15 protein-coding genes are annotated in these 19,255 nt (G+C 38.0%); all 15 read right to left on the bottom strand.

Translation table 11 applies throughout. The features are described from left to right. Nucleotides 1-85: 85 nt before the first annotated feature. The 15 genes from AC4BC3_RS06705 to menB all read right to left on the bottom strand — a co-directional run bounded on the left by AC4BC3_RS06705 (nt 86) and on the right by menB (nt 19,185). Nucleotides 86-1,060, bottom strand: a complete 975-nt coding sequence (locus tag AC4BC3_RS06705; RefSeq protein ID WP_206908043.1) for a LacI family DNA-binding transcriptional regulator — start codon at nt 1,058-1,060, stop codon at nt 86-88. 11 nt (nt 1,061-1,071) lie between these two features. Then, nucleotides 1,072-3,366 (bottom strand): glycoside hydrolase family 3 N-terminal domain-containing protein, encoded by a 2,295-nt coding sequence (locus AC4BC3_RS06710; protein ID WP_490466107.1) that lies wholly within the window; start codon nt 3,364-3,366, stop codon nt 1,072-1,074. Then, entirely contained in the window at nt 3,359-4,690 is a 1,332-nt protein-coding gene (locus AC4BC3_RS06715; RefSeq protein WP_206898031.1) for a PTS sugar transporter subunit IIC, read from the bottom strand. The genes AC4BC3_RS06710 and AC4BC3_RS06715 overlap by 8 nt, the downstream gene beginning before the upstream one ends. 249 nt (nt 4,691-4,939) lie before the next feature. Beyond that, entirely contained in the window at nt 4,940-5,083 is a 144-nt protein-coding gene (locus AC4BC3_RS06720) for a DUF1048 domain-containing protein (protein ID WP_490466108.1), read from the bottom strand. Between the two features lie 417 nt (nt 5,084-5,500). After that, nucleotides 5,501-6,322 carry a maltodextrose utilization protein MalA gene (locus AC4BC3_RS06725; RefSeq protein ID WP_490466109.1) on the bottom strand — a complete coding sequence of 274 codons (822 nt, stop codon included), beginning with the start codon at nt 6,320-6,322 and terminating at the stop codon, nt 5,501-5,503. 12 nt (nt 6,323-6,334) lie between these two features. Further along, a complete protein-coding gene (locus tag AC4BC3_RS06730; protein WP_206908049.1) occupies nt 6,335-7,186 on the bottom strand; it encodes a sugar ABC transporter permease in 852 nt (283 codons plus the stop codon). A 3-nt stretch (nt 7,187-7,189) separates the two neighbouring features. Further along, a complete protein-coding gene (locus AC4BC3_RS06735) occupies nt 7,190-8,494 on the bottom strand; it encodes a carbohydrate ABC transporter permease (protein ID WP_490466110.1) in 1,305 nt (434 codons plus the stop codon). Nucleotides 8,495-8,592: 98 nt separating this feature from the next. Beyond that, complete coding sequence (locus AC4BC3_RS06740; RefSeq protein ID WP_490466111.1) at nt 8,593-9,852, bottom strand: extracellular solute-binding protein; 1,260 nt, start codon at nt 9,850-9,852, stop codon at nt 8,593-8,595. A 108-nt stretch (nt 9,853-9,960) separates the two neighbouring features. Next, nucleotides 9,961-11,727, bottom strand: a complete 1,767-nt coding sequence (locus AC4BC3_RS06745; RefSeq protein WP_490466112.1) for a glycoside hydrolase family 13 protein — start codon at nt 11,725-11,727, stop codon at nt 9,961-9,963. 145 nt (nt 11,728-11,872) lie between these two features. Beyond that, nucleotides 11,873-13,000 carry an o-succinylbenzoate synthase gene (gene menC, locus AC4BC3_RS06750; protein WP_490466113.1) on the bottom strand — a complete coding sequence of 376 codons (1,128 nt, stop codon included), beginning with the start codon at nt 12,998-13,000 and terminating at the stop codon, nt 11,873-11,875. Between the two features lie 13 nt (nt 13,001-13,013). Next, the gene (gene menH, locus AC4BC3_RS06755; protein ID WP_206908057.1) at nt 13,014-13,838 is read right to left on the bottom strand and encodes a 2-succinyl-6-hydroxy-2,4-cyclohexadiene-1-carboxylate synthase; all 825 of its coding nucleotides are present in this window, start codon (nt 13,836-13,838) and stop codon (nt 13,014-13,016) included. Further along, entirely contained in the window at nt 13,831-15,558 is a 1,728-nt protein-coding gene (menD, locus tag AC4BC3_RS06760) for a 2-succinyl-5-enolpyruvyl-6-hydroxy-3-cyclohexene-1-carboxylic-acid synthase (protein WP_490466114.1), read from the bottom strand. The genes menH and menD overlap by 8 nt, the downstream gene beginning before the upstream one ends. Continuing rightward, a complete protein-coding gene (locus AC4BC3_RS06765) occupies nt 15,548-16,930 on the bottom strand; it encodes an isochorismate synthase (RefSeq protein WP_490466115.1) in 1,383 nt (460 codons plus the stop codon). The genes menD and AC4BC3_RS06765 overlap by 11 nt, the downstream gene beginning before the upstream one ends. Next, nucleotides 16,911-18,425 (bottom strand): o-succinylbenzoate--CoA ligase, encoded by a 1,515-nt coding sequence (gene menE / locus AC4BC3_RS06770; RefSeq protein WP_490466116.1) that lies wholly within the window; start codon nt 18,423-18,425, stop codon nt 16,911-16,913. The genes AC4BC3_RS06765 and menE overlap by 20 nt, the downstream gene beginning before the upstream one ends. After that, nucleotides 18,370-19,185: a 1,4-dihydroxy-2-naphthoyl-CoA synthase gene (gene menB / locus AC4BC3_RS06775; protein WP_490466117.1), complete on the bottom strand. Its 816-nt coding sequence runs from the start codon at nt 19,183-19,185 to the stop codon at nt 18,370-18,372. Before menB ends, menE begins: the two co-directional genes overlap by 56 nt. Nucleotides 19,186-19,255: the final 70 nt, after the last annotated feature.

Consider the following 19,255-nt stretch of genomic DNA (forward strand, 5'->3'; position numbering starts at 1 on the left):
GTACGTTTTTCTTCATTAATATGACAACAATTACTTAGTTTGTTCATTTTTTTATGAAATAAACTTTTTAATTATTTTTCATTAGTCATCCTAAAATTTGATTATCCAAGATAATTGTTTGCTTTTCAGATGGCAGGTTTTCTGTTGCCCCCTTGATTCGTTCAAGGATGATCGTTGCCGCTGTCTCCCCAATTTTTTCTGTGGGTGGATTAATCGTGACTTGTGGTAAAATACTTTGCTCGCCTTCAGATAAATAGTCATAATGACCAAACAAAATATCTTTACCTACAGAAATACCTTGTTCATTAAAGCATTCTAAGGAACCAAGAGACATATTGTAATTGCTGACAAAAAGTGCCGTTACCTTTTTCGCCAATAATTCTTTTGTTCCTTGATAACCACTCCTTCTAGTATAATCTCCTTCATATATCTCTAGTTCTACTGTAGGTTGATTTTCGATTGCATCTTTCGCGCCTAACAGCCGTTCTTTTGCTGTGTAATCTGTTTGTGGAGCAGTGATATAACCAATCTTTTGATGTCCCTTAGCCATATAATCAGAGATCACTTTTGAGACACTTTCACGATCATTTAATAAAATGACATCTGCATTATTCAATGGATCTGGATAATTCAAAGAGACGATTGGAACATTGACTTGCGCTAATTTTTCCATGTCGATCCATTCTTCACTTGATAAAAAGACAATCAATCCATCAATGGAGTGTTTCAACAAATAATCAATTTTCTCATCCATTTGTTTTTCACTTTTCGAAAAACCACTAAGCAGTATACTATAGCCATTTGCTTCAGCAACTTTTTCAATGCCAGAAACAACTTCAGAGCCAAATCGGCTGGAAATACTATTCATCAGTAAGCCAATGGAAAAACTTCGATTATTTTTAAGACCTTTGGCAATAATATTTTCTTTATAGTCTAAAGCTTTAATCGCTGAAGTGATTTTTTCAACATTTGACTGCCTTAATTGTTGACCATTCAAATACCGCGACACTGTTCCTACTGAAACACCAGCAAGTTGAGCAACGTCTCTAATTGATGCCATTTTTTCCACTCCTACCAATCACAATTGACTTCTGCCTCTTGATCATCAATCATGATTTTTGCTTTTTTGGCGAAATGCCAGCAGTTGTCTGCACCTAAATATTGGAAATCTTCTGGAGACAACTCAAACATCACCGTTTTTTCTTCCTGCGCTTTTAATTCGTGTTTGCTGAAAGCTTTAAGCATCTTTTTACGCTGAATAACGGAACCTCCAAGAAGTTTGACAAATATAAGTGAACTGACTTTGCCAGCAATCGATCCTTTATTTTTAACTTTAACGGATACCGTTATTTTGTCAATATTTGTTTTGCATTGAAGCGCTGAATAAACAAATGGAGTATAGCTTAACCCTTCCCCAAAATCATGTAGTGGACTGCCACTTAGGTCATAATAATCCTCTTGTTTTGAGGCATCTCTCTGATAATAATAGACCGGCAACTGCTGACTATTTCTAGGATAAGTAATACTTAAACGACCACTCGGATTTGATTGTCCAAGTAATGTCTTCGCAATTGCTTTTCCTCCTTCTTGCCCTGGAAACCAACCAATCAAAACAGCATCAGACACTGCTTCAACTAAAGACACGTCAGAAGGACGACCTTGGATCATTACTGAAACAAGCGGTTTTTCAAGTTTCGCAAGTTCAGTCAAGAGAACCTCTTGCTTGCCTCCTAAAGATAACGAGGCGACATCTACGTTTTCTCCAGAATCCATATTCACCCCTTTGGATGAGACCGCACCATTTTGTAAAAATTCCATGTCAAAGTTTCGCGCACTTGATCCACCTAAAACAGTGATAATTATATCAGCCCCTCTCGCTAGTTGAAGTGCTTCTTTGATTTTTGCTTCTTGTGACACTTCATTTCGGATCTCGCAACCTTCGGCATATGTGACAGTTGCTGAAGAAAACAACTTTTTGATTTCGCGATAAATCGTTTTTTCTAATTGCATTCCTGTTTGTGGGGCTGAATAGTCACCTAACAAGTGATATAAATTGTCTGCATTTGGTCCGATTACTGCAATTTTTTTTCCGTTTGGATTTAGCGGAAGGACACCATTGTTTTTAGTAAGAACTATGCTTTCTTCCGCCAATTGTTGATTTAGTTCTCTTGATTCTGTCCATAATTTTTTCCATTGGCTCTTTGGATCTTTGATAAAAGGATCTTCAAATAACCCTAATAAAAATTTAATTGACAAAATGCGTCGTACAGCACGATCAAGCATTGCTTCGTCAATCACATTTTCTAAAATACCTTCTTCAATTCTAGTGTAAGTTTCATCCCATAAACTCAAATCAATCCCAGCAGTTAACGCATGACCTGCCGCTTCTGTTTGACTTTCATACACATCATTCAGACGATCTAGAGCAATCCCATCTGCCATGACTAATCCTTGAAAACCCATTTTTCCTCGTAGGTTTTGTTCAAACAATTCATGGTTCACATGACAAGGCACACCATCAATATCATTGTACGCAGCCATTACCCCAACAGCATTACGTGTACTTTTCAATAGCGGTGTATAAACATCTGCAAATTCTCGTCTGCCAATTGGAACAGTTCCAGAATTATGTCCCCCGAGAGCCTCTCCTTGTGCAATACAATGCTTTAAAACTACGCCAATTTGTTCTTTCGACCGATCAATGTCCATCACCCGTTGATCTAAGAAAGTTGTTTTATCAGAAATCAACGACCCTTGAAACCCTTCAACGATTGCTTCACTCATTCGCGCACTAAGAATCGGATCTTCCCCAAAGCATTCTTCTGACCTTCCCCAGCGTGGATCTTTTAATAAATCCAAAGTTGAAACCAAAGCTAAATGTACACCTTTTGCTGCTAATTCTTTTGCCATCAAGTGACTCGTCTGTTTAACAAGCTCTAAATTGAAACTGCTACCACGACCGATATTCGTAGGATAAGAAATGCTTTCAAGTCCTTGGTGTCCATGAGGACATTCTTCGACAATCAAAGCAGGAATCCCCCATCTAGAATGATCAATCACATATGCTTGAACCTGATTTGCTACTTTCCAGCTATCTTTTGCAGCAATGCCGTTTTTGTGATCGACTTTTGACCAAGGATCTGCACGAAATAACCCATAGAGCGCTCCGATTCCTCCACCCCATTGGACATGATTCTTAAATTTTTCGGTTAATTCAATTGTTTCTTGTTTTTTTTCATAACATTCCCATCCATAAAGATGTTGATTGACTTGCCCAACTTTTTCGCTAAGGTTCATTCGTGCTACTAAATCTTCTACACGTTCGCGAATAGTTAACTGTGCATTTTGATATGGATAATTACCCAAGTTCTCCCGCTCCTTCTTGTCTTGCTTTATTTGCAGCTAATACAAATGGTACAAATAAAAAGACGTCTAAAATAATCAATAAAACTGTCAAAATGGCTGCCTTAACATCGCCACCTGTTGCAATAAATGATTGGATAACTGGTGGTGTGATCCATGGGGCTGCAGCAACTGTTTTTTCAATCAAGCCAACACTTGTTGCAACATAAGCAATAACTAAATTGATAGATGGAATAAGTGCACAAGGAATCATGTAGATTGGATTCATTACGACTGGTAATCCAAACATCACAGGTTCAGTAATGTTGAACAAACACGTTGTCAAACCAAACTTAGCGATTTGTCGCTGTTCTTGTCGTTTTGAAACCCACAAAATCGCAATTACCAATGGTAAGATACAACCTCCACCACCAATCAATCCAAATGCATTCGTAAAAGGTTCGGTGATAATATTAGGAATTTCTTTTCCAGCAGAAAAAGCATCCATGTTTTCTTGAATCGATTGTAATAGTGGTGCTTGGCGAATTGGAGCCAAAATACTTGAACCATGCATCCCAAAAACCCAGAGGAAATCAGAGAAAAATTGTAAAAATAAAATACCAGGAACAGACAAGACAAAGGCTTTTAAAGGTGTTTGAATGGCTAATTCAATCAAACTTGGAAAATCAAGACCAGTAAACTTATCCAGTAGAAAAACAAAAATAGCAAATAAAAGAATAACTGCTGTTTCAGGAACTAACGAATTGAATGAAGTGGCAACTGCCGGTGGAACACCATCAGGCATTTTGATTTTTAACTTCTTGATTTTTGCTAGCTTCATAAATAATTCTGTCCCCACAATTGAAGCAATCATCGCTGTTGCTAAGCCAGAAGATGAAGTCAAACTTTGTAAAAATACACCAGTTGCTTCCGCTGTACTACCGTCCACCAAAGTAACATTGCTTTTCAACGGCATCAAAATAAACATAACAGCAACACTTAACACACCCGCGTGAACTGCGCTAAATGCTGGATCATTCATTTCACCAGATCGAATATAATGATTCGCTAAATTCCAGCCGATGTTGTAACACACAACAATCGCTAGAATGCTCATCGTACCATTATTGACGATTGAAGCTAGGTTGGCTAGAAAACTTAAGTCGATCCATTGTTGGACAAAAGCATTAGAAAAAATCAATGCATTCAATAAAACCATGACAGAGGCTGCCATCACGAGTGGCATCGTAATGATAAAACTGTCCCGAATTGCAAGTAAGTGACGCTGGCTGTTCATCTTAGAAACGATTGGTAATAACTTTTCAGATAACTTGTCTACAAAACTCATTAGTAAATCTCCCCCATTTAAATAAGTTGAACCGGTTCAACTTCACTATATCATGACTTTTCTTTTTTGCAATAGTTTTTTTGAAGGCGGATTCATTTTTTTGTTAAATAACTGTTTGCTCAGGCAATAAATCGTACAAAAAAACAGTCAAAAGAATTAAAAACTCTTGACCGTTTTATTTGCGATAATTGATTTTTTATTTCTATTATCAATCAACATAACCTTTTGTTCATTTCACGATTCAAATTTTCAAGCCAATCTTCTCATTTTTGTTCTTTTCAAAAATTCATCGCAAAAAGCAGCCACACTTGTCCTTGTCACTTCAAGAAAATTTTTCCTGTTGACTATGCCTTCTTCAAGTAGATCAATCAATTCATATTGAACTTCCATCATGTCATAGACCAGTTACAAATTTTCACATATGCCTTTGGATTTTTTGAAAATAAATTGATAATCCGTTCTTATCAACAATCGCAATGCGTTCATTTTGAGAAATCGTTAATTCATCAATAGTTAAGATGCTTTTAGCAACATAATTTTTCAATATTTGTTAACTCAACAGCTAAGTTTTCCATTTTTTCCGTTCCCTTTATGAGGAAAAAGTGTATACAAAAAGAGGTAGCCATAAACCACCCCCTTGATTTCAATCAAAATGACCGAAGGAAAAAAGGATACATTCATCCCCGAAATCACATGTGCTTAAGACTTTTTTATTAACTAAGTGTTGTTAAAAAGTGCACTGCGCAATTTCATGGAAGCAGTTATCCTATTCTCCTTTACTTTTTTACTAAACTATTTCAATGATGACCTTCAAGCCTCAACTACTTGCTGATCATCCTTGAATCCAGTTTTTGCAAAAATCCATAATAGTAACAAAACAGCTACAGTTGATTGGATTCCCAACATTAAAATCAAATCAAAATGTAAAAAACCAACTACCGCAGCAAGAATCGATCCTACACCCAAGACATTCAGCATCAGATTCGCACTTTCTTTAAATGTTTGGATAGAAGAAAACCGGCTTTTTCGGGTCATCCATAAAAAGAGAGAAGCACCAAACAAAATCATGATCGTCATGACTAGTAAGATAAACCCTAAACTTAGACTGTAAGACAAGATAATCACTGGCCGATTGCTGAGATAAAATTGTTCTTCTATAAATCGTTCAAATTCTTGTGGTGTTTGACTCGTCGCTGGCGTAAAAGACGGCCCATAGTTCATCGTATAACTTCTTGTTTGCCCGTTATCTATTTGTTGAATATGCCACTGTGTTTTTTCAAAATTAATAAACGTACCCTTTTGTTGGACACTTTTTGGCAAATTCACACCCACGATTAATTCTTGGTTTTCAAAAATGACAGCTTCTTTCCCCTTTAATTCACCATTGACAACTTGTAAGTGAGAAAACTGTTCCGCACCTGCTTGATCTATCATCTGATTGACCGCTAAAAATTGTTGGCTTGGTATTGCAGTGATCTGATTTGCGTAATAAAGAGTGACTGGAATCGTCATAAAAGAGACTAAAAAGACTAATACTAAGAAAAATTTGGGCCATGAAAGTTCCTTTCGACCAGCAAACAAGCGTTTTGGTCCAGCTAGGCTAGCGAAATAATTAAATGGGAAAGTTTGCATTTCTGATACCTCCTATCCTTTGGTTCCTCCTGAAGTTAATCCTGTAACAAAGTTCTTTTGTAAGAAGAAGAATAACAAACAGATTGGTAAAGCAATCAAGATTGCTCCGGCCGCAAATAACGATACTCTTTGATTCGTTACATCAGAAATAAAGGTTTGTAACCCGACTGCTACTGTTTGGTTCTCAGGTGTACGTAATAAGAATTTTGATAGCATGAAATCACCAAATGGTCCCATGAATGCCCACAAGGCTTGAACGGCGATCATTGGTTTAACTAATGGCAAAACGATTTGAGCGAAAATTCGAAAATGCCCTGCGCCATCTAACTTCGCAGATTCATCAAGGTCAATGGGCACAGTATCAAAATAACCTTTCATCAGCCAAGTATTCATCGGAATCCCCCCACCAATGTAAATCATCGTTAAGAACCAATACTTGTCTAACGCATCTAGTAAGAATGCCATAACATAAAAAGCAGTCAAAGCGGCCATCGTTGGCACCATTTGAATAACTAAGAAAAACATCAAACTTGATTTACGACCAATAAAGCGATACCGACTATACGTATAACCTGCTAATGTTACCACCGTTACTTGTATCACCATTGTTAACACAGAAATAACCAGAGTATTTTTATACCAAGTGCCGTACAATGTTTCATTAAATAAACGTGAAAAATTATTCAACGTCCATTCACCAGATAAGTCCAAACTAAATGCAGCAATGTTCCCTGGTTTAAATGCTGTACTAGCAGTAATCAATAGTGGGTATAAAATAATGATTGAGAGCAAAATCAAGAAAGCATACGTAAAAAAGTGTGATACTCTTCGTTGAAATCTCGCACTAGAATTTATTTTTTTCATCTGCTAATCCCCCATATTGAACGCATTTGTTTTCTTAAAGACAAGCAAAGAAACACAAATTACCACAGCAGAAATAATCAAAGTGATTGCGGAAGCCATTGAATACTGTGGTGATGTCCCTGTTGTCAATTTATAGATCCAAGAGATCAAAATATCGGTTGAACCTGCGCCTCCACCGACACTACCCGGCCCACCATTATTAAATAGATAGATCATCGAGAAGTTATTGAAGTTTCCTGTATATTGAGTGATGAATGTTGGTGCTGCCACTAAGAAAATTGCAGGTAACGTTATATTTGAGAAACGTTTCCAAGCATTTGCCCCATCGATTTTTGCTGCTTCGTACAGATCCTCAGAGATTGATTGCAAGATTCCAGTTACCATAACATAGATGTATGGGAATCCTAACCAGCCTTGAACAAGGATAATTGCTACTTTTGTCCAATTTGGATCTGTTTTCCAAGAAATTGCACCGATATCAACAAAAGGTAGATTATTCAAAAATGGAATGACTTGCGTGTTGATCGCGCCAACACTGTCATTGAAAATGTTAGAGAAACTCATAATTGTAATAAAAGCAGGAACAGCCCATGGTAATAAGAAAATAATACCAAATACACGTTTAAATTTAATAAATTTTTGATGCGCAACTACAGCAGTCAGAACACCTAAGCTAATTTGCAGAGTCGTTGCACACAAAGTCCAGATGATAGTCCAACTGAAAACTGATAAAAAAGTATTTCGATAAGAACTTAAAAAGAAGATACTAAAGAAGTTTTTGAATCCCACCCAATCAATTAGACTTGCAGGAGGAATATGATTAAAATCGTAGTTTGTAAATGCCGTGAATAAAGTAACTAATACTGGAAAAATAATGGTGAAAATCATTAAAAGATACGCTGGTAAAGTCAACAAGTAAGGAAATCCCTCATCAGCAATTGTCAGCAATGTTTCTTTCATCGTTCTATTGATTTTCTGCCCATTTTTTCGCATAGTTGCAACACGGTGTGCATCATAAAGATTTAACGCATAAAAGAGAAAGAAAATGATCGTGATGATCAATTGTAATGTTCCTTCAATCAAAATAAATAACGAATGATCTTCTATAGGGATACTTCCCAGTGTTACTAATCCAACTAATGATTGAAAACCACCAAGGATCATTTGAATCACAAAAATAAGAAAAATACTGAAGAAGGTGACTCCCTTCGCTTTTTGTCCATTTGCTAGCTGACCTAAGCCAGGTATTAGTGAAAAAAGTGTCACTTTATTGACTTGAACTTCATTTTTCGTTCCAGACTGCTTCATCTAAAACGCCCCCTAATCATTTGATTCTAACTAGTTAAAGGGGACGTGACCTGAGCCACTATTCCCCTTCTCCTTTTTTGTCTAGCTTTGTGGAACTGTTAATATTTTTGTTCAATTGCCTCAGTAATTGTTTTCACTGCACTGTTCGCAGATTCTTTTGGTGTTTTAGCACCAGAAGCTGCATCAAACATTAAGTTTTCTGCCCCTGTCCAAACTTCAGCCATTTCTGGGATGTTTGGCATTGCTTGTGCTGTTTCATATTGTTCAATTACCGCAGTTGTCAATTCATCATTTTTGCCTTTAGCAGTTTCGCGTGCACTTTGGTTTGCAGGAATTTCATTGACCATTTCAAAGAATGTTTCTTGGTTTTCTTGATTCGTTACATAATCAAGCCATTTTTGAGCCACATCTTTGTTTTTTGCGTAGTTGCTAACAACCCAGCCTTTACCTCCACCAAATGGTTGGTAAGATTCCCCGTTATCTAATGTTGGAATTTTTGCTACGCCGTAGTTAACTTTACTTTCTTTATACGATTGTGCTTGCCAAGGTCCATCAATAATTGCTGCCGCTTTGTTTGAAGTAAACTGTTGTGTCACAAAGTCGCCAGCACTAGTCACATCTTGCATGCCTTTTGGCCAAACATTTTGGAACCAGTCCGTTGCATAAGTAATTCCTTCGACTGCACCAGCATTATTCAACCCGATATCTGAAGCATCCGTTCCATCTTCACCAAAAACATAACCACCATAACCTGCAAGTAGTCCATATGAATAATAGAAATCAGTCCATTTTGCTAAGAAACCAGTATTTTTTCCTGCTTCTGAATCAAAAGCAAACCGTTCATCTTTCGCAAGATCTTCGACTTCTTTAAATGTTGTTGGTGCTGCATCAATCAAATCTTTGTTGTAATACAAAACAAGTGTTTCAATTACGGCTGGTTCTCCGTAAATTTTGCCGTCATAAGTTACTTGTGCCTTATCTGTTTCATCATAATCTGCTTCATTTCCCAATTTCACTTCCGCCAAGTGACCTTGTTGCCCCAAAGCACCGATTCGGTCATAAGCAGCCATCATCACGTCTGGTCCTTTTCCTGCAGGACCATCGAGAGCTAACGCTTCTAGTTGATCAAACATGTCTTTTTCAACTAATTTTATTTTGACATCATTCTCTTTTTCAAACTTTCCTTTGATCTCATTCATGTAATCGGTATAACCTGAGTCAACAGAAATCGTTAGTGTTTTTTCATCATCTGCTGCTTTACTACTTGATTTCCCGCCACTGCCACAAGCAGCAAGTCCACCAATCACTCCGACTGAAAGCAAACCTAAACCTAACGTCTTCATCATTTTACTTTTCATTTTTTATTTCCCCCTGTATTTTATTTTTCAGTTTTCTTACTAAAATCATTATACTGTTATAAAAAATAATCATGCAACCGCTTTCTCTTTGTTACCGGTAACAAAATATCAGCAGCTAAGAATAAACCCATGTGGCTGAATCTCAATCTTTTCATCCTTCAAAGTATGAACACCTTGTGAAAAAAGTACATCACTTGGTTGTTCTAAGACATACACTTCTTCTGTTTCATTAAAAACAGCTTGGACTTTTTGTTGAGCAAGTTGTCGAGCAAATACAATAATCCCTTGTGTTTCAGGTGATATTTTCCATACAGTTTCTCCCTCAGACAAAATCAAATGCAACCGTTTGCGCAAATGGACAAGTTCTTTCATAAAGGCAAAAAGTTCCAAGTCTTGCTTTTCTTCGTCCCAAATCATACATTTCCGACAATCAGGATCATCATGTCCTGTTAAACCAATTTCTGTTCCATAGTAAATACAAGGTGAACCTTTTTGTAAAAACATGAACGTCATGACAGCTTTCAGCAACTCTTTATTTTCTTCACACATCGTGAGAATTCGCGCTGTGTCATGGGAATCCAATAAATTGAACGTTCCTTCATTGACTTGGTCTCGGTAAAGCATTTGTTGTTGATTCATTCCGCTAATCATTTGCGAAACACTGATTTTCTTTTTCACAAAATAATCTTTGATTGAATCTGTAAATGCATAATTCATTACTGCGTGAAATTCATCGCCTTGCAACCAAGCTTGTGAAGAATGCCAGATTTCACCCAAAATATAGATATCGGGTTTTGCCTCAGTGACTGCTGTATAGAATTTCTTCCAGAAGTGATGATCGACTTCATTTGCTACATCTAATCGCCAACCATCGATATCGAATTCTTCGATCCAATAAGTTGCGATCTTTAAAAGGTGTGCTTGAACCTCAGGATTTGCCGTATTTAACTTAGGCATATGCGGCGTAAACGCAAACGTATCATAAGAAAGCTGTTCTGCGGTTTCTGGCAACTCAGTTAAACGATAATTATCCACCGGAAAAGAATGGATATGGAACCAATCTTTATAAATCGATGCTTCACCATTCTTCACTACGTCTTGCCATTGCGGTGAATCATCGCCCATATGATTGAAAACAGCATCCAACATCACACGAATCCCTCGTTGATGTGCCTGTTCAATCAATGTTTTAAATAACTTTTTATCACCAAAATGAGGATCAATTTCTAAATAGTCAATCGTGTCATATTTGTGATTAGAGGTGGCTTTAAAAACTGGACAGAAGTAAATACCATTGATTCCTAAATCAACTAAATAATCCAGATGATCAATTACTCCTTGTAGATCACCACCAAAGAAATCATCCCGATCAGGTGCTTTACTTCCCCACGGTAATGTATTTTCTGGATCATTACTCGGGTCTCCATTAGCAAAACGTTCTGGAAAAATTTGATACCAAACAGTTTCTTTTACCCATTCTGGCACCTTGAAACGGTCAATCTCTTGAAAATAAGGCATTCTGAAGTACATGTTTGGTTCTGCTAAAAAGCGAGTTTGATAAGGAAATACTCCTTGATCCCCGTAAAAACATTCCGTTTCATCTTTACCAATCACATGAAAACCGTACTGGATTCTTTTAGTATCACTACGGACTTCAAGTTCCCAATAGTCATGCACATTGGTACTCAGTCCTTTTTTCATTGGCACTTCTTCTAAGTACCACTCTTTTGTTGTGAATGTGTACGGATCTCCTTTTATCACAAATACTTTTTCGATGTCATCTTTGCCAGTTCGAAGTCGCAAACGAAGTGCTTCTTTCGTGTACAAATAAGCAAATTCGCTTTCTGGACGATGATAAACTGCTGCAGTGTTCATGTATTTCCTCCTTTTTTACTTCTGAGATAATTTCACTATAAAAGAATCACTCACGAAAGACAACGCTTTCAAGAATGTTAACGATAACAAGTTCTCTTAGCACAAAAAAAGCACGAAAACAGCTCTTAGTTTTCGTGCATGCTTTTTATTGTTTGATTGAATAATGGAATGAATACGTTTGTTTCTGTTCACAAACCTCTTCGATTGCACGCCAATCTATCTCAATTCCTAAACCAACGCCTTGAGGAACAGCAATCCTTCCTTTTTCCATTTTTGCTGGTTCCTTAATGATGTCCTTAGCGTAATAACGATTGGCGGCGGAAATATCACCGGGAAAAGTAAAGCTAGTTTGACTAGCAAACTGTAAATTCAATGCTCTGCCAATGCCAGACTCAAACATTCCTCCAAGCCAAACGAGCAATTGATGCGTTTGACAAAAATCAACAATTCGTAAAGCTTCCGTGATGCCTCCCACGCGTGGAATCTTTAAATTAATTGCTCGACAACTTCCTAATGCATAGGCGGTTTTTACATCCTCTACTGTCCGAATATTTTCATCTAAACAAATTTTTGTCTGAAGTTGTTGCTGCAATCGGGCATGATCGACAAAATCTCTTTGATGAAAAGGTTGCTCAATCATCGCTAAATTTAATTGATCTAATTGTTTAAACAACTCTAAATCAGCTAATGTATACGCTGAATTTGCGTCTGCCATCAGTGTAACATCTGGGAAATTCTCACGAATAGCACTTAGCGGTACGATGTCATACCCCGGTTTGATTTTTACTTTGATGCGCTGATATCCTTGTTTAAGATAACTTGACACTTGTGCAATCAACTCTTCTGTCGTCACATGAATCCCAACACTGACACCAACCGGAAGCGTTGACTTGTGACTACCAAAATAACTTTGTAAACTTCGCTGTTCACGTTTTGCAAATAGGTCCCAAACAGCCGTTTCTAATGCTGATTTTGCCATGAAATTTCCTTGAATAGTTTGAAACAAGGACCAAACATCTCCCGCCTTTTGCAAATCAGATTGAAATAGACGTGGCACTAATTGTTCTTCAATAAGCTGTCGATCCGCACCAATCGTTTCTTCGATGTAATCGGGTTGTTCAAAAGAAACCAACTCTCCGTATCCTCGATTGCCTAACTCATCTTCTAAAATCAAAAGGTCTAACGGTTTTGCTTCAAGTACACCGTAACTTGTTTGAAAAGGAGTAATTAAGGGGAGACATAGTTGATATCGCTCGATCTTCGTAATTTTCATCACATGTTCCTCACTAACCTTGCATTTTTCTTTCTTCTAACCACTGAGATAACTTGCTTGCAAAAGCTTGTGGCTGTTCGAGGTGCACGCAGTGACCACTATCTGGAACAACTGCCAATGTCGAATGTGGAAGCTGTTGACATAGCCTATTTCCGATAGCCAGAAATTTTGGATCTTGCTCCCCAACCACATATAGAACTGGCTGCTTCAGAGTCGCCAATTCCGACCAATAATTTTTTTGCACACCTGTCCCCATCAACCACAAACTCATTGCCAAACCAAATTTATTCTGACTCAATCGCTCATTTCGAATCTTTTTTTGTATTTTTTTTGGTAACTTTTTTTGACTAGAAAACAATGGAATATTTTGCCAAAAATCCACAAAATCAACGAGGGACCCGCGCCATAATCGTAACGCTAATTTTTGGTCTGCCTCTTTTCGTTTTTTTCTTTCTCCTTCGTTGATTATTCCCGGAGTCCCCGCTTCTAAAATTACGCCGCAAAGATTATTTGGTTGCTCGATTGCCCAAACTAATGCGACTCTCGCCCCCATAGAATAGCCTAAAACATACCATTGTTTAATCTCTAACTCCTGTATCAACTGATTAAGGTCCTTCACTATTTCAGGCAGTTGATAACGCCACGGATGTACAAAAACACTTGACTCTCCATGCCCAAGCAAATCAATGAACAGAAAATTATATGCCGGATCTCGAAGCAACCGAAACGTTTGCTTTGTTCCAGTGAAACCATGTAAACAAACGACTGTCGCCTTTGAAGGATCATATTTTTGTTGCCAGCTATAAGCATAATTTACTCCACGAATAGTTTTATTCATTTATTTCACCGATTTTTTCTTGGTATTCAGCTATTATTTCTTGCCAAAGGTGCACCGGTTCATCTTGATTTCCAGCGACTTCAATCAATGTCCAACTATCAGTAACCCGGCTTTTCTCAATTGCACATTCAAACTCAGCTAAGGAAGTTGGTTTGACATATTGTCCATCGTACAAGTCAGCTACTTTGTCAAAATCTAATGAAAGTGGTGTTTCAAATAACGGAGTGAAATCTGTTTTATCTAGTTGTTTTTGTGGTAAAAAAGAAAAGATTCCACCACCATTATTATTGAGTAAGACAATCGTGACTGGCAACCGCAGTGAACGGATCATCTGTAACCCATTCATATCATGAAAAAGTGCCAAGTCACCAATCAATAAATAAGTCCGTTGCGTTGTAGCAGCTGAAATTCCGGCTGCCGTTGACACAATTCCATCAATCCCATTGATTCCACGATTACCAAATACTGAATAAGAAGTTGTGCTACTCATTGCGTAGCGATCGACGAACCGAATAGCATTACTATTGGATAAAAAAAGTTGTTCATTGGATTGAAGTAGTTCACTCAGCTTCAAACTGGCACTGCTTTCATTGAATCCTTGAATCAATTCCTCTTTTTGAAGTACGACTTGGGCTATTTTTTCAGCTTGCTTCCAACCTTTTAGCCAACTGGAATCCTTCTGTTTTTCCAATGAAGTCATAGCTAGAGCCGATTGGCAAAAAGCGGAAATTGTGAAAGGTAAAAAGTAATTAGTCACGTGTAATAGGTCTTGCCACTGTTCTTGCTCATCGACTAAAACGAAAGTCGTCGTCTCAATAGCTAGTTTTTGCAAATATAGCAGGACATTTTTCGTAACTGGTAACCGACCAAAACGAATCACTACTTCTGGCTGTTTCACCTTGTTGCTAGCAAAAATCAACTCAGCATGCTTCAAGTAGTTCTCGCTTTGTCTACCACAGGTTGCTAAATTAGTTAACGGATCACCAATGATTGGCCAACCTAATCCCTCAGCAAGCTGGATTAACATTTGTGCTTCTTTTACACTCACTTCATTTCCAACAATCAATAATCCATTTTTTTCGACCCATTTTGCAAGTTCAGGTATCGATTGGTCCACTGTTTCAGATTTCGTCAGTTTCTCACTTTTAAAAGATCGTTCTAACTGAAAGTCTAAATCTGGCAACAACGGCTCACGAAAAGGTAAATTAGCATGTACTGGTCCTACTGGTGTTTGCTGTGCAGTATACCCTAGCTGAATACCTTGCCAGTAACTATAACGTTGCATTGATTCCGAACCTTCCGGGACAGCTAACTCCACAAATTTTTTCACATGTGATCGATACAGTTCTTGTTGATTCATCGTCTGAGGTGCCCCCACTTCATGTAGCTCTGGTGGGCGATCTGCTGTTAAAACAACCAGCGAATGATTGGTCTCTTTAGCTTCACAAATTGCTGGATAATAGTTTGCTGCTGCTGTTCCAGATGTACATAGTAGCCCAACCAATTCTTTTGCCGCTCCTTTTGCCAAGCCTAAGGCAAAAAAGCCTGCAGAACGTTCATCAACATCAATGTAGCATGCAATTTCAGGATCGCGAAAAAGTAATAAAGCTAACGGAGTGGAGCGTGAACCCGGACTAATGACTACTTTTGTTAAGCCACCATCTTTCAATCCTTGAATAAAGGCTAACAGATACCCCGTTGTTTCTTGTTTACTCGTCATTGCCCTTCACTCCTCTAATCATTGGTTGGAACTTCAACATTGTTTCTAATCGTTCTGCTTCTGGATCGGAATCATCAACAATTCCACATCCGGCATATAATAACCCCTGATTTCCGCTAAAAACTCCCGAACGAATCCCCACTGCAAACTCACCGATATCTTCGGTTAAGTCAAGCCAGCCAATTGGTGCGCCATAAAGTCCTCGTCCGGCAGTTTCTTTTTCAGCCAACCAATGTAAAGCATCTACCTTGGGTTCTCCACCTAAAGCTGGCGTTGGATGCAATTCTCGAACAACATCTAGTAAACTAACCTGTTCTTTTCTAGCACCCGTAACAGCCACAAATAAATGCTGAATATCTCGGTTTTTTAAAAGACTTTTATTTGAAACGAATAGTTCTCCTTGCGTAAAATTTTCTAGCTGTTTCTTAATTCGTTCTACTACCACTTGATGTTCATACGAATTCTTAGAGTCTTTTAAAAGTTTTTCGCTATTTTTTTGATCTTCTAACTGATTTTCCCCTCGTGGAATCGACCCTGCGATGCCAGCTGTTGCAAACATCGTTTTACTTGCTTCAACGAGTCGTTCAGGTGTTGCACCGACAAAAGTTTGCTGTTTCGCTTCCAATGCAAAAACATAAGTGTTGGGTTGTTGACGCAACAAATTCGCAACAATAGTTTCGAGTGCGATATGCTTTCCCTCAACTTCCATTTGGCGTGCCAAAACAACTTTTCTAAGCGTTGAATTCTTTTTTTTGATTTCCTCGACACTTTCAGAAACCAAGGAAACAAACGCGTCAACATTCCGTTCTTTCGTATTTAAACTCATGCTTGAAGATTCTCTAGGAAGATGTCTGAGTAATTCTACAACTTGATTTTCCAACGAATCAAAGCGTTTTTTTAGTTTTTTAAAAAACTCTTTTTTACATTCACCTTTTTCTTGATAACAAGTCAACGTGACTACGCAGAGATTTTTTCTTTGAGTAAACAAAATTTCAGGTAATACAAAATAACCTTTTTCGAGCTTTCCCCAAAATAATTCTTTTGCACCTTTCCGATCAAACGGAAATGCACCGAATAAAATAGGCGATTCTTTTCGTTCACTTACCAAACAAAACTTTTTTAAAAACTCTTTTTTAAATCGTTCAATCATTCCAAAGTCTGTTTCTTCTTCAAAAAACTGCTTCACAGCGCCCAATCCAATATAGCCTAAGCTATGGTCTGGTGTTTGCCAAAAAAAGCGCGCACCCTGATAGTGATCTGTTTTAGCAAATAACTGCCCAAATGCTTGTAAGGGCAATTCATAACTATAGCTAAAGTAGCTTTTATCAGTTGAAGAAATTTCATCTTGCCAATTACTTAAGTTGATTTTCAATATAATTCACTCTTTCTTCTGTCAGAAATAGTCGTTTCAACGGTTTGCCACTCGCCGTTTTTGGAATACGCGACACACTAAAAATTTCACTAGGATGTTTGAACCTTGCGAGTGGTTGTAAAAGACTTGTCAATTCCTCAGTTGTTAAAGTAACCTCTTCTTTCACTACTAAATAGGCTACTGGTCTTTGTCCCCAGCGGTCGTCTTTACGCCCTACCACCACTGCTTCTTGTATCCACTCACTCTGAAGCAATGCAGCTTCGATTTCTGTTGGGTATATGTTTTCGCCACCTGAGATAATCAATTCACTCATTCGACTGTCCACATACAGAAAACCTTCTTCGTCCAGATGGCCTAAATCCCCCGTTCGGAACCAACCATCTTTCGTCCATGATACTTCCTCACGATAGTTTAAATAGTGACTAGCAATTGTCGGTCCCTTTAATAAAATTTCTCCAGTTGGTTGTTGGTCATATTTCATTTCAATTTTCAATTTGGTACCCATCAACGGCACACCAGCAGAACCTAATTTTTCTGATGCTTTTTCCGGTGATAAAGCAATCACTTGTGAACAAGTTTCCGTCATGCCATAAGACTGGATGACCAATAATTTTTTGGCTACACATTGACTTAGCGTGTCCCGATCAATTGGTCCACCACCCAACAACAATTTGGGAGCAGTAAGATATCCTTTTTCCGGAACAAGCGGTAAAAGGTCTTTTAGCATTGTTGTCACAACTGAAAGACAGATTTTTCGTCCTTCTAGTAACTCTTCATGGATTCTTTTTGGAGAAAAATTCGTATGTAAACGAACACTAATGCCTAACACTAATGAACGCAATAAGATTGCTAAACCACTAATATGATACAATGGCAAGCAACAAATCCAGCTGTCAGACTCAGTAAGTTTCATGTTCATCTTGGTTGCTAAAGCACTCGCACGATGGTTTGCAAATGTTTGTGGAACACCTTTTGGTTTTCCTGTCGTTCCAGACGTATACATAATAGAAGCAATTTTTTCCTCATCATAACCAGAATCATGATAGTCAATTTCGTCCACCGCGGGCAATTGTCCTGGACTTGGAAATTCAAGTAAAAAACCAGTGACAGAAATAGGGACATGTTCTGCGATTAGCCACGAGGTTTTAGCATCAGCTAATTGAAATGTGATTTCCTCCGACGTTAAATGTACATTTAGGAACTGAACTTCAAGACCTAACTCCCACAAAGCCAAAATCGTCAAATAGCATTGCACTGAATTTTGACTATAAAGAGCTACTCTTTTTACGTTTTCAGGTATTTTTTCTGCAAAATAAGTTGCGTATCTTTGGACAGATTGGTTTAATGCAGCAAAAGACCAACTTTTATTTTCAAAATAAAAAGCTGGTCTAGTTGGATGAAGCTGTGCTTGTTGCTGCAACCAACTCCTCGGATGCGGTTTATGGGAATTTAGGGAATTGATCAAAATCTGGTTCTCGTTTTTCTTTAAAGGCATCGCGGCCTTCTTGTGCTTCATCCATAGTGTAATAAAATAACGTTGCGTCACCAGCAAGTTGTTGAATCCCAGCAAGGCCATCCGTATCAGCATTCATAGCAGCTTTAATCATGCGTAGTGCCAACGGACTTTTTTGTAACATTTCTTCTGCCCACTCAATTGTGACATCTTCCACATCAGCTAATGGAACCACGGTATTAATCCAATTCATTGCTAAGGCTTCTTCAGCTGTGTATTGTTTGGTCATGAACCAGACTTCTTTTGCTTTTTTATGCCCAACAACCCGCGCTAAATAGCCAGCGCCATAGCCTCCGTCAAAACTACCAACATTCGGACCAGTTTGCCCGAATTTAGCATTATCAGCAGCAATCGTTAGATCACAAACCAGCTGCAACACATTTCCTCCACCAATCGACCAACCTTTAACCATTGCAATTACCGGTTTAGGAATCACGCGAATTAAGCGTTGTAAGTCAAGAACATTTAAACGTGGAACTTGATCATCACCGACGTAGCCCCCGTTTCCTCGAACTTTTTGGTCACCACCTGAACAAAATGCCTGATCTCCAGCTCCAGTTAAAATAATGACGCCGATGTCTTGACGTTCACGACTCATTGTAAAAGCATCCATCATTTCAAAAACAGTTTTCGGGGTGAACGCATTATGAACTTCTGGACGATTGATTGTAATCTTCGCGATTTTTCCATATTGTTCAAATAAAATTTCACTATATTCTTTAATTGTTTGCCATGCTCTCATGATTTTCCTCCTTTAATTCATCTTTTTTATTATACACAAGAACGAAAGAAAACGGTTAAAAATCCACGGA

The organism is Enterococcus sp. AAFC-DPL-6103 (assembly GCF_058216595.1).

What these genes read in the sequence shown, in the direction of transcription:
- menH (WP_206908057.1), bottom strand. Translation starts at nt 13,838, where the DNA reads ATGAATAAAACTATTCGTGGAGTAAATTATGCTTATAGCTGGCAACAA.
- AC4BC3_RS06725 (WP_490466109.1), bottom strand. Translation starts at nt 6,322, where the DNA reads ATGCAAACTTTCCCATTTAATTATTTCGCTAGCCTAGCTGGACCAAAA.
- AC4BC3_RS06735 (WP_490466110.1), bottom strand. Translation starts at nt 8,494, where the DNA reads ATGAAGCAGTCTGGAACGAAAAATGAAGTTCAAGTCAATAAAGTGACA.
- menB (WP_490466117.1), bottom strand. Translation starts at nt 19,185, where the DNA reads ATGAGAGCATGGCAAACAATTAAAGAATATAGTGAAATTTTATTTGAA.
- AC4BC3_RS06730 (WP_206908049.1), bottom strand. Translation starts at nt 7,186, where the DNA reads ATGAAAAAAATAAATTCTAGTGCGAGATTTCAACGAAGAGTATCACAC.
- AC4BC3_RS06705 (WP_206908043.1), bottom strand. Translation starts at nt 1,060, where the DNA reads ATGGCATCAATTAGAGACGTTGCTCAACTTGCTGGTGTTTCAGTAGGA.
- menD (WP_490466114.1), bottom strand. Translation starts at nt 15,558, where the DNA reads ATGACGAGTAAACAAGAAACAACGGGGTATCTGTTAGCCTTTATTCAA.
- menC (WP_490466113.1), bottom strand. Translation starts at nt 13,000, where the DNA reads ATGAAAATTACGAAGATCGAGCGATATCAACTATGTCTCCCCTTAATT.
- AC4BC3_RS06740 (WP_490466111.1), bottom strand. Translation starts at nt 9,852, where the DNA reads ATGAAAAGTAAAATGATGAAGACGTTAGGTTTAGGTTTGCTTTCAGTC.
- AC4BC3_RS06745 (WP_490466112.1), bottom strand. Translation starts at nt 11,727, where the DNA reads ATGAACACTGCAGCAGTTTATCATCGTCCAGAAAGCGAATTTGCTTAT.
- AC4BC3_RS06720 (WP_490466108.1), bottom strand. Translation starts at nt 5,083, where the DNA reads ATGATGGAAGTTCAATATGAATTGATTGATCTACTTGAAGAAGGCATA.
- AC4BC3_RS06715 (WP_206898031.1), bottom strand. Translation starts at nt 4,690, where the DNA reads ATGAGTTTTGTAGACAAGTTATCTGAAAAGTTATTACCAATCGTTTCT.
- menE (WP_490466116.1), bottom strand. Translation starts at nt 18,425, where the DNA reads ATGCCTTTAAAGAAAAACGAGAACCAGATTTTGATCAATTCCCTAAAT.